Below are 13,751 nucleotides of genomic sequence, written 5' to 3'. Positions count from 1 at the left end.
TACGGCTGCACGAGTGCGCATCATTTCGCGTCCTTTCGATCGGAGAGAGAGTGATGTGCCTAACGCGGGGCACATCAAGATCATTAGAGTTCAGAGCAGGGGGCGTTAGACTTCGGTAAGCTCTTTTTCTGCCCCAAGCATCTTTTCCATATACCCAAGAAAGTCCCATATGGTGCCCTCTAGGTCGTCTGGTGCCAGGGGCCCACTGGAATAATACCGCGTGTTTTGCGCGATTTGCAGAGTCTCAAGTTTCTCTTTGTCTTCTGCGTTGAACGACTTACACAAATTGACGTAATCGACAACTTCCGGATCCGTCGGGTCGGTTTTCAAGCCACAGACACCCCAGCGAATGGCAACCTTGTCAGCACCGGCCGGACGCAAGCACAGGAACAACGTATAGTTGGACGCCACCGCACAGACAAAGCTGGGGAAGGTGTTGAACAAAACAGAGTTGTTTTTCTCTTCATCGGTCATGTCAGGGTGGAAGGGGCCACGCGGGGGGAAATCGGAGTGGTAATACGCCCGGTATGCGGTCCAACGGTCCTGTCCTGGAACTTTTTTACACAACTGGGTTGGCGTCATTGGCTGCAATGTTTGCGGGTGTGTTGAAAACAGATGATACCCTTCCATGAAGTTCTCGGTCAGGTTTTTCCAGTTGGTTCCCCAAACAGCGGTGTCTGAAAACAAGAGATTGCGGTCTTCGTGATGGTAGTTTTGTAAAATGTCTTGCAAACCACCTAGCTGTTCAGTCAGCGGCGCAGCCTTGCCATCCAGATTTACAAAAATGAAGTTGTTCCAGATTTCTGTTTTAAACTGAGGAAGGCGACACCCTTTCAAGTCAAAGTTCTTGGCCTTTTTCATCAATGGTGCGGTCTTTAGGCATCCATCTGTATCATAGGTCCAGGCATGATACTGGCAAACAAATGACCGACGGTTTCCGCGTTCATTTGTTTCAACCATGTTGCCCCTGTGGCGACATACGTTGGAAAGAACATAGACTTCGCCGTCATGACCGCGTGACACCAAAAGCTGCTCATCAACAAGTTCTGTCGTGTAAAAATCCCCGGCATTCGGGATTTCACCTACATGACCAAGGCAAACCCATTCTCGATGAAAAATGTGTTCCTTTTCGAGCTCAAGAAAGTTCTCTGAGGTGTAAAAGCTGGTTGGCATGGTTCGAGCCTGCTCGCGATCCAACGCCTTTAGGTTTGTCAGTTCCTGACGGAGTTTTTCGACTGTCATCGTTTGCATGCCGGGCATCTGATTCCTCTGGAATGTGTAAACTGTGATCACAGATTACTAACACACATGCTTGATGTGCGCCAAGATAAAACTTCGCGCGACGTTGTAGCCTGCAAAATGGAAAGGCTCGCACTGCACCGAGTGTTGCAACTAAGATGAAATGTCACTTTTGGTGGTTAGCAAGCTTGGCTGGGTAGAGAGTACATCTCAGAAATAGGTGCTTTAAACCTTGAACTGTTGTCGCCAACATGGAGGCAATACGCATTATTTTGGGAAGTACTGCATAGATTTTGGCCGCCGAAATGAGTGCAAATATCCCGTAATAGCCAATGAGGATAGGCTGCTCTCCGTCCTTGAAGAAATTGCGCTTAGCCTTGCGATAGACGGTCGTGATCGATCCGTCGCGCCATCCCTGTGAGATTGACCTTTTTGATTCAAAAGACCTTCGACTGGGCGCCGTTCGGTTAGATCTAACTCATTCGGGTGCATGAATTGTTATCCACACTTTCCCTTAGAAAAGAGGAAAGATCGCTTCCCAGTTTAGGATGTGTACTGTGTGAGCGATAGTTGAACTGCGACTCTTGTTGGGCTTAGGGTAGGGGCATCATCTCATTTCCTCCATCATTTTTTCGCGGAAGACCTCTGCGGGTGTTTTCCATCCCAAGCATTTTCGCGGCGTATTATTCAGTCTGTCACAGATTTTTCATGTCCTGGTCCGTCATTGATCTGATGTCACGTTTGCACGGAAGCCAACGTCTGGCGCGGCGGTTGGTGTTCTCGACTGTTCCTTTTTGCCAAGGTGAGGACGGATCGCAGAACCACGTTTGCGTCCCTATCTCAGCCTCAAGGTGCGGCCTGTCCATGAACTCTGATCCACGATCAAAGGTGATCGACCGACGTGCTTGATGGGGCAGGTCTTTGATCGCTTCGATGATCTTGCCCATCACAGGTTTGGTGCGACGGTTCGGGTTCTTCAGGATCACAGTGAACCGGCTGACCCGTTCGACAAGCGAAGTGACGTTTGTCTGCCCAAGATTCTGTTTAAACAACATCAAATCGCCCTCCCAATGCCCAAACTGGCGGCGGTGGGCCACGTCATCGGGGCGGAACAGAATGCTGACATCGCGATGGAATTTGGGTTCGCGACGCTTGCGCATGCGCCGTGGGCGACGGGCAACACGATGCGTGGGCAGGTACCACCACAGGTCATCACGCATACCATCTTTGGAATAGATGTAGCGGTATATCGTTTCTTGGAACACGCGCGGCTTTGCTCGTTCTTGGATCATGCGGTTGCCGATCAGCTCGGGCGTCCAGCCGTCTTTGATCCGCTCGATCACACTTTTGCACAGTTCGGGATATTTGATGAGCTTACGGTCCCGTGCACGACGATCCGCCTGCATCAGATGTGCAGCGGCACCGTAGTAGCCATCGTGCTTCGGCATGCTCTCATCTGAGAAGTGATTGCGTTTGAGTTCCCGGAAGATCGTCGACCTGCAACGCTTCAAAACGCGCGCCATCTCATCGACCGGGACTTTTGCGTGCCTCCAGCGTTCTATTCTGCGTCGTTCTGTGATACTCAATTGCGTGTAAGACGTACCCATAGCGGTTCCTCTGGTCAGATAAACTACTGTTTTCTAACAAGAGTCGCAGTTGGGGGTAGCGCGCGCCCTGCTTGGTGAAGGTGTTCGTGTAATCAATGTTATGTTAAAAAAATTGTTAACCCAGTGAAATCAAAACCCCAGAACGCCAGATCCCCTAAAACAGGAATTTGGTTTAGGGGCCGTGGTCACTGAAATGCGCCTAACAAGGCAAACCCATTAGTTGACGAGCTTATACACGAATGCTCAGAAGTCTTCGCCGCCCATTCCCCTCATTGCTTGAACTTGTGTGACTAAACGGTGTGAAAAGTACAGCGCGCTCGGGCTGCCTAGCTAGAATGGAGATGTTCTTCGAGTTTAGCAAAGCACTGGAGCTGTCAGGTTTTGATATCAATCATAGGCATAAGTTATGGTCACTATTTGAAATATAAATTTCTTATTATCAATCTTACCGCTTAGTCTGAAGTCACGGAGTCGGACACGAGTTTGACAATCCACCTGAACAACCGAAAACCTGAACGGGAGTGAGAACATGGACGGAAACAACGTAGGGAAATGCCCGGTCGCACATGGTGCAACAAACGTGGGAATGCGTTCGAATAAGGATTGGTGGCCCAACCAACTCAACCTTCGCATCCTGCATCAAAATTCGACCAAATCCGATCCCATGGGGAATGGTTTTGAATACGCAGCCGCATTCAAGACGCTTGATCTAGAAGCGCTCAAAGCAGACTTGAGTGCACTGATGACCGATAGTCAGGATTGGTGGCCTGCTGATTATGGTCACTATGGTGGGTTGTTCATTCGCATGGCTTGGCACAGTGCGGGCACCTATCGCACCGCCGATGGACGCGGCGGTGCAGGCACCGGTCAACAGCGATTTGCGCCGCTAAACTCCTGGCCGGATAACGGCAACCTCGACAAGGCACGGCGCCTGTTGTGGCCGATCAAGCAGAAATATGGCAACAAAATCTCATGGGCCGACCTCATGATCCTTGCTGGCAACGTCGCGATTGAATCGATGGGCGGTGAAACATTCGGTTTCGCTGGTGGCCGCGCCGATGTCTGGGAACCAGAAGAAGATGTCTACTGGGGGGCTGAAAACGAATGGCTTGCACCCGACGAAAACCCCCACAGCCGGTATTCGGGCGAGCGTGATTTGGAAGACCCGCTTGCTGCTGTTCAAATGGGTTTGATCTACGTAAATCCTGAAGGACCAAATGGTGTACCAGACGTGCTCGCTTCGGGCCGCGATGTACGCGAAACTTTCGCTCGCATGGCAATGGACGATGAGGAAACCGTGGCGCTGATTGCCGGGGGGCACACCTTCGGCAAGGCGCATGGTGCTGGAGATCCTAGCTTGGTGGGTCCCGAGCCAGAAGCTGCTCCGATAGAACAGATGGGATTTGGTTGGATCAACACCCATGGCACGGGCAAGGGTGACGATACCACAACTTCAGGTATCGAAGGCGCTTGGACGGCGAACCCGGTTCAGTGGGACAATGGTTATTTCGACCTTTTGTTCGGCTATGATTGGAACGTGACGAAATCGCCCGCAGGTGCATGGATCTGGGAGCCGGTTGGGGTCACCGAAGAGGATATGGCACCGCAGGCGCATGATCCGTCCAAAAAGGTTCCTACCATGATGACCACCGCCGATATGGCGATGCGTATGGATCCGATCTATGGCCCGATCTCTAAGCGCTTTCACGAGAACCCAGAGGAGTTCCAGAAAGCCTTTGCCCGCGCTTGGTTCAAGTTGACCCACCGCGACATGGGGCCACGTGCGCGTTATCTGGGCAAAGAAGTCCCGGTCGAAGAGATGATCTGGCAAGATCCGATTCCAGCGTCAGAAACTGCAACCGATCTCGATATCAGGGCGTTGAAAGCATCCATTCTGGCTTCGGGGCTGTCAGTCTCTGATCTGGTGAAAACCGCATGGGCGTCAGCCTCGACCTTCCGTGGCTCGGACATGCGTGGCGGAGCAAATGGTGCGCGTATCAGACTCGAACCTATGAACCGCTGGGAAGCAAACGAGCCGGAAGAATTGGCACGGGTATTAGGAGTATTGGAGGGCATCAAGAAAGCCTCACCTCAGTCGGTATCAATGGGGGACCTTATCGTGATTGGTGGCGCAGCGGCCATCGAGAAGGCTGCCAAGGATGCAGGCCACGACGTCAATGTTGCAGTCACACTTGGCCGTGGCGATGCAGCACAGGATATGACTGATGTGGAAAGCATCGGTCATTTGGAGCCTGTTGCCGACGGTTTCCGTAACTTTCAAAAGCAGGAGTATTCAATCTCTCCAGAGGAGTTATTGATCGACAAGGCCCAACTTCTGACATTGACCGCGCCGGAAATGACCGCGCTTGTCGGAGGGCTGCGCGTACTGGGCGCCAATCACGGAGGGAGCACACATGGTGTCTTCACTGACAAAGTCGGGACGCTTTCGAACGACTTCTTCGTGAACTTGCTTGATATGGGCACGGAATGGTCAATGAAAGGCGATCGTACGTATGAAGGTCGCAACCGCGCATCAGGCGACGTCAAATGGACCGCAACGCGCGTCGATCTCGCCTTTGGCTCAAATTCCCAGCTTCGCGCCTTGGCCGAAGTTTATGGCCAAGACGATGCTGGCGGCAAATTTGTAGCTGATTTTGTGGCAGCATGGGACAAGGTTATGAACGCAGATCGCTTCGACCTAAACTGATCGATCTGCTTCAGATTTGAAGACCTAAACGAGCGCCTCTAAGCACTGGGGCGCTCGTTTTTCTTTTTCACAGCATTTCATGGACCTACTGCTTGTCATTTCGTTTCGGTCCTTAGGGCTATCACAAAGGCACGGTTCAAAACTTGCCCCCGCCGCGCGTATAGCACTGTGCCCACTCGCATTTTGCGTCGTATTCCTTCTCACATTGTTGTTTCGGGTAATTTACCTGTCCCTCAATTCGGGTATTGACGAAAAATCCTATAAATGAGTATGGACGCGTGTCGGTGTCCTTCGGGACCTAAGAGGGAATTCGCCGTTCGGGTTTATCCGGACGAACCGAAACTGCCCCCGCAACTGTAGGCGGTGAGCCAACCCCATATTGCCACTGGACCCTTAGGTCTGGGAAGGCGGGGAACGCTACAATCCGCCAGTCAGGAGACCTGCCGACATGTAAACTGAACCACCGGGCGGGGTTGCTCGGGAAAGGATCGCGATGCGACTGTCTCTTTTGCGCTGTGCATGGATTGATGCATTTGCCTGCTCGGACGCTGGCCTTTTTTCTATTCCAAAAACCCCGGCATCGGATCTACCGGAGCCAATACAATGACATCCAAAATTATCACGCTGACTGCGCTGGCCACTGTGCTCAGCGTACCCGCTTTTGCTAACGAAACCGCATATCCGTTATATTTGGAGAACTGCGGTCACACTATTACCTTTGAGAAAGCCCCTGAAAGCACGGTCACCATCGGTCAGTCCACGACTGAAATTCTTTACCTGTTGGGCCAACAGGACAAAATCACTGGCACCTCGGTCTGGTTCAACCCGGTTCTGCCTGCGTTCAAGGACATCAATGATAAGATCGAACGCATTGCGGATAATGATCCCAGCTTTGAAAGTGTCGTTGGTAAGAAGCCGGAATTGGTCACAGTCATGTATGAATGGCACGTAGGTGCCGAAGGCATGGTGGCTACACGCGAGATGTTTCACGACGTGAATGTGCCAACCTATGTGATGCCCACCGATTGCGCCGCCAAGGACAATACTGTTGGGTCTGACGGTACCCGGTCCGAGTTGTTCTCAACCGATCAACTTTATACCAGCATTGAACAGCTTGCGGAAATCTATGATGCACAGGTCGCTGGGGCCGCATTGGTCCGCGACCTGAAAACACGCGAGGCGCAGGCCATTGCCAAGGCCGAGGCACTGAACCTGTCTCAAGGCAGCTCAGCACTGTTCTGGTTTTCATCCGCAGACATGGAGTCCGATCCCTACGTTGCCGGACAAAAAGGCGTGCCGGCTTACATGATGGATAAGCTGGGCATCGACAACGTGGTGACCTCTGGCGAGGAATGGCCATTGGTCGGCTGGGAAACCATCGCCAAGGCTGACCCCACTTTCATTGTGCTCGCAAAAATGGATCGCCGCCGCTTCCCAGCGGATGACATCGAGAAAAAGCGCGCCTTCCTGATGACCGATCCGGTGACCAAAGAGATGTCCGCCGTAAAGGCAGGCCGGATCATCACAATCGATGCCCACGCGATGAGCCCAACCGTCCGCGCCATCTATGCGCTTGAGCAGATCGCAGAAGAACTGCCCGGATTTGGTTTGACGCAATGACGGCAATAGACCGGCCTTTTTATCGCCGGTCTCATTGGCATTGGGGGCTTGTAGTGCCCCCAGTGCTTTTGGCCGCGCTGTTATTTGGAGCCTCGCTAGGGGAAACCAACATTCCAGCCAACGTGGTGCTGCAAGTACTCGCCAATAAACTGTTCGATGCTGGCTATCCAGTGGACCGGATTGATGAGGGCATTGTGTGGAACTATCGCATGTCCCGCGCGGTTGTGGCGGCCTGCTGCGGCGCGGGTTTGGCCTTGTCCGGCGTCATCTTACAGGCACTGCTGCGCAACGCGCTGGCGGATCCTTATCTTCTGGGGATCTCGGCCGGCGCGTCGACCGGCGCGGTTGCGGTCACGGTAATCGGCTTGGGCGGAGGGCTGATATCCCTGTCCCTTGGCGCGTTTACGGGTGCCTTGATGGCCTTTGGTTTTGTCGCTCTGCTCGCCCATGCTGCTGGTGGTGGCGCCGGGCTGCGTGCGGCGAGCGTCATTGTGCTGGCAGGGATCGCGGGGTCACAAATGTTCAACGCCATAACCACGTTTCTGATTACAAAATCCGCCAACGCCGAACAATCCCGCGCAATCATGTTTTGGCTGATGGGCAATATGTCAGGGGTCCGTTGGCCCGATGTAACAACCGTCGTACCAGCGGCAGTACTCGGGGTCGGGGTCTGTCTATGGAATACACGCGCACTGGATGCATTTACATTCGGAGCCGACAGCGCAGCGTCACTGGGAGTTTCCGTGAAACGGGTGCAGTTGACCCTGATCGGTATCGCCGCTCTGGTCACCGCCGTGATGGTCTCGGTCGTCGGGGCAATCGGCTTTGTGGGTCTAGTGATCCCCCATGCGATGCGGTTCATGGTTGGCCATCGACACGGCATACTGGTGCCCGCCTCGGCGTTAGCGGGCGCTGTGTTTTTGATCTTTGCAGATGTGATTTCACGCGTGATTATCCCCGGTCAGGTCTTGCCAATCGGAGTTGTCACTGCGTTGGTCGGTGCGCCCGTGTTTGCCCTTATCTTAATTAACGGGCGGGCCTCCCGATGATCCTGTCGTGCGAGAACCTCGGTTGGGAAACACAGGGCAAGCAAATCGTCCGCGACATTTCCCTAACTGTGAACGAAGGTGAAAAGCTGGGTCTGATTGGGCCAAATGGATCCGGTAAATCCACCTTCCTGCGCATGCTTGCGGGGATCCGCAAACCGAACAGGGGCTCCGTTCATCTTGACGGCCAGAGCATGACGCAGCTGCGTCAGCGCGACATTGCTCAGCGGGTGGCATTGGTTGAACAGCATGCAGACACTGCTGATCGTATATCAGTGCGCGATGCTGTGGAGTTGGGCCGTACGCCCTGGCTTTCTGCCCTGCGCGGCTGGGGCTCTCAAGACGATGCTATCGTGGCGCGCGCGCTGACAGATGTCGACTTGACTGGTTTCAATCACCGACATTGGCATACGTTGTCGGGTGGTGAACGCCAGCGGGTTCATATCGCCCGAGCGTTGGCGCAACAGCCAAAGGTTTTGCTGCTAGATGAACCAACCAATCACCTCGATATTCGCCACCAGCTTTCGATCCTGCATTTGGTTACGCGCCTTCCCGTCACCGCAGTCATCGCCTTGCACGACCTCAACCAAGCAATGCTTTGTGACCGAATCTGCGTGTTGCAGAACGGGCAGCTTAGGGCGGTTGGAACACCAGATGAGATCTTAACCGGAGATTTACTAGGCGAAGTCTTTGGCGTTTGCGCCCATTTCCTTACTGATCCGGCAGATCAATCTCGGGTCATCCGATTCCACACGGCCATGTGAAGGGCAACTGACACCTCATGCGAATTTTACTTGCCCTGTTTCTCTTTTTAATCCCGAACTTCGCCAGCGCCGAGTTGCATGAAGTTGAGATGCTCAATCGCAATGAAACTGGTTCGATGGTTTATTCGCCAAATTTTTTGCGGATCTCGTCTGGCGATTCTGTGAGGTTTTTGGCAACTCGTCCCGGCCACAACGCCGCAAGTATCGACGGTATGGCCCCTGATGGTGCAACGCCATTCAAAGGCAAAATCAACGAAGAGATCGAAATTACGTTCACCATTCCAGGCCTCTATGGCATCAAATGCACACCCCATTTTGCCATGGGTATGGTCATGTTGATTCAGGTGGGCCCTACACCAGCGCTGCCCCACAATTTACCTGCCGAGTTACCATCACGCGCACGGGATCGCTTGCTTGCCTATATTGCCGAGCTGTCAGAATGAATGCCCACCAATCCGAACCCAACTTGACGGGCTCGGATTGCGAGTTCAGCAGTTTAGAGCTTTATGCGAAACTTCGCGAAACCTGTGTCGGACGCTCCAGCTGGCTCGATTGACACGCCTTCGACGCTCTCCGCATAGCCAGCACCCGCAGGACCCGTTTCAAATATTACCGTAGTGTCAGCAAGCGGAGCAAAGGACCAATTTGCATCTGCTTTGGGGCTCACGGTGCCTTGATCAACCAAATAGCGCACAATGATATCGCGGTTTGTATCTGGTCCTTCAAAGACGACCGTGTCGCCCTTGGCACCGGGGAAGCTGCCGCCCCCTGACGCTCGATAATTATTAGTGGCCACAATGAACTCTTTGTCCATGTCCAGCGGGGCACCATCAAACATGAGGTTGGTGATGCGGCTGGAATTTGCACTTGCGACTGCACCGTCTTTGTTGAATCTGGATGGCTGAGAAAGGTCGATTTGATAACTTACACCGTCCATCACATCGAAATTATAACTCGGGAAACTTGGGTTCAGCAAAGGTGCGTCCTGTTCGCCCACTTCGACTTGGTTGAACATGCCCGCTGAGCGTTCCAGCCAGTCTTTGACCTGCTGCCCCGTCACCTTCACCGCGCGGATTGTATTGGGATAAAGGTAAAGATCGGCGACGTTCTTGATCGCCACATCCCCAACCGGCACATCAGTGTAATACTCTGGGCCTCCGCGGCCACCGGCCTTGAATGGCGCAGCAGCAGAAAGGATGGGCAAACCTTCGTAAGCGGTGCCGACCATTTGCTCTTTTATGTACCATAGCTGCGCGTTGGATACGATTTGCACAGATGGATCATCTGCAACGAGGGCAAAGTAGCTATGCAGCGGCGCGTCTGTTTTGCCGACGGCTGTGCGCACGTACTTAAGAGTCTCTTCATGTTCTTTGGTCGCTGCAGCCAACACTGGGGCGTAATCCTCGGCAAGTGCAGTATACGAACGATCTTCATTGCGTTTCGAAATTGGTCGGGCTTCAGCCGTATGTGAAAGCACGCGCCAGCTGTTGCCGTCCCGTTCGATCAATAGGTCGAGAAGACCCATGTGGCTGCCCCAGAATCCACCCATGACCCCGGGTTTGCCACCAATGGTGCCTGCCTCTGTGTCAACGCCAGAAATGTCAGTATATTTCGAAGATGGGAAAACAAGGTGGCTATGACCCGTAAGGATCGCGTCAATGCCTTCAACTGCCGCCAGCGGGATCGCAGCGTTTTCCATCCCATCTTCGGCATTTGCGCCCCCAATGCCAGAGTGACAGAGCGCGATGATAAGATCTGCGCCTTCTTCTTTCATTTGTGGAACGTAAGCCTTGGCTGTCGCGACGATATCGCGGGTTTGCACGTTGCCTTCCAGATGCTTGCGATCCCAATTCATGATCTGTGGGGGCACAAATCCGATTAGTCCAATCTTGATCGGATGCGTCGCACCGCTACCATCGGTGATCTCGCGCTCCATGATCACGTATGGCTTGATCAGTGTGGTGTCTTCTGTTGCAGAAGCGCCCATCTTTTTGACCACGTTGGCCGAAACAACAGGGAACTCCGCCCCTGCCAAGGATTTCATCAAAAACGAAATACCGTAATTAAATTCATGGTTGCCCAGTGTCGAGGCATCAAAGCCAAGCGCGTTCATTGCGTTGATGATCGGATGGCTGTCGCCCTCTTTCATACCGCGCTCATAGGCGATGTAGTCGCCCATCGGGTTGCCTTGCAAGAAATCGCCGTTGTCTAGCAAAAGCGAATTTGTGGACTCGGCCCGCACCCCTTGAATCAAGGACGCTGTACGCGAAAGCCCAACAGTATCGCGGGGTTTATCGGCATAATAATCATACGGAAAAACATGCACGTGCAGGTCAGTCGTTTCCATGAGACGCAGGTGTGCTTGGTTGCCCGCAGCAGAAACTGAAAATGGGTGCATGGCGACAAGACCCGCTGTTCCCACGAGGAAATGGCGACGATTCATAGAGAGAGGCATAATTAAGATCCTGTTATGTTTGAGCAAATTTAACGACAGCATTCATCAATGAAAGAAATCAGCTTATGGCTGATTATAGATTCGATCAACTATACCGTGCATGATGTGAAGCGTGTGACTACTTGTTGCAGCACCTCCAAACGGACATCTACGCGGCCGCGCCAAGAGTTGATAATCGTCACTGAACGGCTGCAGTGCGGATGTTTGCCCAACCTCGGCACAAACACGTTTCGTCTAAATCGCTCCTGTCACCTAACTGCGAACGGTGCGCGCTTTCATCTGAGACTCGAAAACCGCCCTAGTTTCTGATGCGCCCGAATGTTGACAAGCGGTTTATTTCGTCAAGGCGTTCAAGGTTCACAACGGTCGATAGCATCAATCGATCTTGGCTCCAGTCCCCAGACCGCTGAATTGAAATCGTAGTGACCGATAGCGTAATCGCCAGCAGCAAAACAACCGTAAGGGACAGGGCTTTTTGTCTTTTCACCGGACGGTGTTCTAAAGCAGATAGAATACGATGCTCTAGCATGCCCAGCTTACCCTCACGCGCTGAGGTTCGGTCGGCAGTAACTAACGTTACTTTGGGAACCGCAATAACAAACGCGCGGTCGCGCCGCAGGGTGTTCTGACACACCGACAGCAAGGTATCGCAATAGGTTCTGACATCTATGACACCGCGGTTCAAAACCTTGCTATCGCAGCTGAACTCGCGCAAATCTTCGACCTGCCTTTTCCATGCGTGGAAGAATGGGTTCATAAAGAACAGCGGTTTAAGCGCTTCGAGGAAGATTTCCCATTCCAGATCGCCTTGACGAATATGCTGCAACTCATGTGCAATCGAGACCTTGAGCTCATGAGACTCGGCCAGCATGTGGGAAGGAAGAACAACATAATAGCACCGCAGCCCACGTGTGGAAAACGGCACCAAAGTACGGTCAGACAACCGAAGGCGAACACGCCCAAAACCGCGCCAAGCATAGCTTTGGGCGACAATTTTGTAGAGGCAGGTCATCGAATAGATCAGGCGCACAGCCCCAAGCGTGAAACCAATCAAGAAAAGGGCGATGGCGATTTTCGCACCCCATCCCGTACCATTGATCACGTTCAACATAAAGGTATCGCGCATGTGGATCAGACCTTCGAGGTCGGATGCCTTCATTTCAAAGCCGCCATTCAGATAGTAGGAAACGACCATATCTGACAGGTTGAAATTCATGCTGCCTGCCATCCCGACATTTTGCAAGGATCGGTAGGCCATGGTAATAAGTGGGGAAAAAATAATCAGGAGAAAAACACTGTTTAGGATCTGCAGTTGTGCACCGTAAGCTTGCCCTATACCTGAACGCGCCATCGCTTCTCGGACACAGCGCCACAACAGATAGGCAACACAGATCAGGATGTTTGCGTTTACAAAAGCATCCAGCAGAATTTCACCCGGAATCATTCTTCAACCTCCGATCCACAAGTGCCCGGATTTGCCCCAATGCTTCTTCTGTCAGTTCGTCATCATTGACCAGACGCGCCACAAGGGACGCCGGTGTGTCATCAAACAGCTTTGCTGAAAGATCCTTGAGCGAACGGGACTGGTAAGTATCACGCGCCAGAGTGGGAATGTAGACGTGACTCTTCCCCTCTTTCCTGCTGGTAACAAATTCCTTTTGCTCCAGAATACGCAGGATGGTCGCGGCCGAAGTATACGCGAGGTTCCGGGACTCCGGCAGACGTGCCAGAACATCCCGAACAGTGCCTTCCTCAATAGCCCAAAGTTCACTCATGAACTCCAGTTCCACTTCGGTCAGTAAGTCGCTTTTTTTCTTTTTCATCACCGTTCCATCCTGAGGAAACGCATATTCAATACCCGCTCAAAGCAAATACTAAACATTTCGTTGTAAAATGCAAAAGATTACACTTTTCGGAAGCAGAACACGCCCCACGCTATGCTGATCGCCAACGGCCACCAAAGAGGCTGACCGAAAATTCCTAACCACGCCAGAAAGATGTATGCCGTTCCAAGCAGAGAGATAAACAGTCTGTCGCCCAAAGTGGTGGTCAGTCCCAGAATGCCGCGCCGTTCAATACCGTCTCGATATTTGACCACTTCCAGCACGCCGATCACCGCGATTGCACCAAAAATTCCGCAGAACAACAGAAAGGTGGCCGGTGTCCATGCCATCCAAAAAGACGGCCACAGCGGAGCAGTCCACGAAAACCCCTCGTCCACCTCTTTCTTGGTGACATTGCCCCAGCCCTGCGCCGATGCTGAACTGCTAAAGGCCAACAAGCTCCCAAGAATGCGCCAAAAAATACCCATTC

At 52.7% G+C, this 13,751-nt stretch carries 10 protein-coding genes, 1 pseudogene and 1 riboswitch; of the genes and pseudogenes, 5 read left to right on the top strand and 6 right to left on the bottom strand.

The genetic code is table 11. The features are described from left to right. Positions 1-105: 105 nt before the first annotated feature. Together ABWV33_RS21595 and ABWV33_RS21590 are read right to left on the bottom strand one after the other, a co-directional pair. On the bottom strand, positions 106-1,251 hold the full coding sequence (locus ABWV33_RS21595; RefSeq protein ID WP_353333730.1) for an aromatic ring-hydroxylating oxygenase subunit alpha: 1,146 nt from the start codon (positions 1,249-1,251) through the stop codon (positions 106-108). A gap of 595 nt (positions 1,252-1,846) precedes the next feature. Beyond that, positions 1,847-2,846 (bottom strand): annotated as a pseudogene (locus ABWV33_RS21590) (IS30 family transposase). A gap of 529 nt (positions 2,847-3,375) precedes the next feature. On the opposite strand from ABWV33_RS21590, the gene katG reads away from it, so the two are divergent. The 5 genes from katG (at position 3,376) to ABWV33_RS21565 (ending at position 9,426) form a co-directional block, all read left to right on the top strand. Beyond that, complete coding sequence (gene katG / locus ABWV33_RS21585) at positions 3,376-5,553, top strand: catalase/peroxidase HPI (protein WP_353333729.1); 2,178 nt, start codon at positions 3,376-3,378, stop codon at positions 5,551-5,553. Positions 5,554-5,818: 265 nt separating this feature from the next. After that, positions 5,819-6,015: riboswitch (cobalamin riboswitch) on the top strand. A 141-nt stretch (positions 6,016-6,156) separates the two neighbouring features. Then, positions 6,157-7,173, top strand: a complete 1,017-nt coding sequence (locus ABWV33_RS21580) for an ABC transporter substrate-binding protein (protein WP_353333727.1) — start codon at positions 6,157-6,159, stop codon at positions 7,171-7,173. After that, positions 7,170-8,222, top strand: a complete 1,053-nt coding sequence (locus tag ABWV33_RS21575; RefSeq protein ID WP_353333725.1) for a FecCD family ABC transporter permease — start codon at positions 7,170-7,172, stop codon at positions 8,220-8,222. The genes ABWV33_RS21580 and ABWV33_RS21575 overlap by 4 nt, the downstream gene beginning before the upstream one ends. Then, on the top strand, positions 8,219-8,983 hold the full coding sequence (locus ABWV33_RS21570; RefSeq protein WP_353333723.1) for an ABC transporter ATP-binding protein: 765 nt from the start codon (positions 8,219-8,221) through the stop codon (positions 8,981-8,983). Before ABWV33_RS21575 ends, ABWV33_RS21570 begins: the two co-directional genes overlap by 4 nt. 17 nt (positions 8,984-9,000) lie before the next feature. Then, a complete protein-coding gene (locus tag ABWV33_RS21565; RefSeq protein WP_353333721.1) occupies positions 9,001-9,426 on the top strand; it encodes a pseudoazurin in 426 nt (141 codons plus the stop codon). Positions 9,427-9,479: 53 nt separating this feature from the next. On the opposite strand, the gene ABWV33_RS21560 is transcribed toward ABWV33_RS21565, so the two are convergent. The 4 genes from ABWV33_RS21560 to ABWV33_RS21545 form a co-directional block, all read right to left on the bottom strand. Further along, positions 9,480-11,438, bottom strand: coding sequence for a bifunctional 2',3'-cyclic-nucleotide 2'-phosphodiesterase/3'-nucleotidase (locus ABWV33_RS21560; protein WP_353333719.1), 1,959 nt, complete (start codon positions 11,436-11,438; stop codon positions 9,480-9,482). A 298-nt stretch (positions 11,439-11,736) separates the two neighbouring features. Continuing rightward, positions 11,737-12,882, bottom strand: a complete 1,146-nt coding sequence (locus ABWV33_RS21555) for a M56 family metallopeptidase (protein WP_353333717.1) — start codon at positions 12,880-12,882, stop codon at positions 11,737-11,739. Then, complete coding sequence (locus ABWV33_RS21550) at positions 12,869-13,261, bottom strand: BlaI/MecI/CopY family transcriptional regulator (RefSeq protein WP_502930930.1); 393 nt, start codon at positions 13,259-13,261, stop codon at positions 12,869-12,871. Before ABWV33_RS21550 ends, ABWV33_RS21555 begins: the two co-directional genes overlap by 14 nt. 80 nt (positions 13,262-13,341) lie before the next feature. Next, positions 13,342-13,749, bottom strand: a complete 408-nt coding sequence (locus tag ABWV33_RS21545; RefSeq protein WP_353333715.1) for a DUF2160 domain-containing protein — start codon at positions 13,747-13,749, stop codon at positions 13,342-13,344. Positions 13,750-13,751: the final 2 nt, after the last annotated feature.

Source organism: Phaeobacter sp. NW0010-22 (assembly GCF_040365955.1).
In the GTDB taxonomy this organism is placed as follows: domain Bacteria; phylum Pseudomonadota; class Alphaproteobacteria; order Rhodobacterales; family Rhodobacteraceae; genus OMPR01.
Note: the sequence above shows the minus strand (reverse complement) of the source record. Positions and strands in the feature narration are given on the sequence as shown.

Excerpts from the sequence above, each read along its gene's own strand:
- ABWV33_RS21570 (WP_353333723.1), top strand. The coding sequence starts at position 8,219 with ATGATCCTGTCGTGCGAGAACCTCGGTTGGGAAACACAGGGCAAGCAA.
- ABWV33_RS21580 (WP_353333727.1), top strand. The coding sequence starts at position 6,157 with ATGACATCCAAAATTATCACGCTGACTGCGCTGGCCACTGTGCTCAGC.
- ABWV33_RS21550 (WP_502930930.1), bottom strand. The coding sequence starts at position 13,261 with ATGAAAAAGAAAAAAAGCGACTTACTGACCGAAGTGGAACTGGAGTTC.
- katG (WP_353333729.1), top strand. The coding sequence starts at position 3,376 with ATGGACGGAAACAACGTAGGGAAATGCCCGGTCGCACATGGTGCAACA.
- ABWV33_RS21575 (WP_353333725.1), top strand. The coding sequence starts at position 7,170 with ATGACGGCAATAGACCGGCCTTTTTATCGCCGGTCTCATTGGCATTGG.
- ABWV33_RS21555 (WP_353333717.1), bottom strand. The coding sequence starts at position 12,882 with ATGATTCCGGGTGAAATTCTGCTGGATGCTTTTGTAAACGCAAACATC.
- ABWV33_RS21545 (WP_353333715.1), bottom strand. The coding sequence starts at position 13,749 with ATGGGTATTTTTTGGCGCATTCTTGGGAGCTTGTTGGCCTTTAGCAGT.
- ABWV33_RS21560 (WP_353333719.1), bottom strand. The coding sequence starts at position 11,438 with ATGCCTCTCTCTATGAATCGTCGCCATTTCCTCGTGGGAACAGCGGGT.
- ABWV33_RS21565 (WP_353333721.1), top strand. The coding sequence starts at position 9,001 with ATGCGAATTTTACTTGCCCTGTTTCTCTTTTTAATCCCGAACTTCGCC.
- ABWV33_RS21595 (WP_353333730.1), bottom strand. The coding sequence starts at position 1,251 with ATGCAAACGATGACAGTCGAAAAACTCCGTCAGGAACTGACAAACCTA.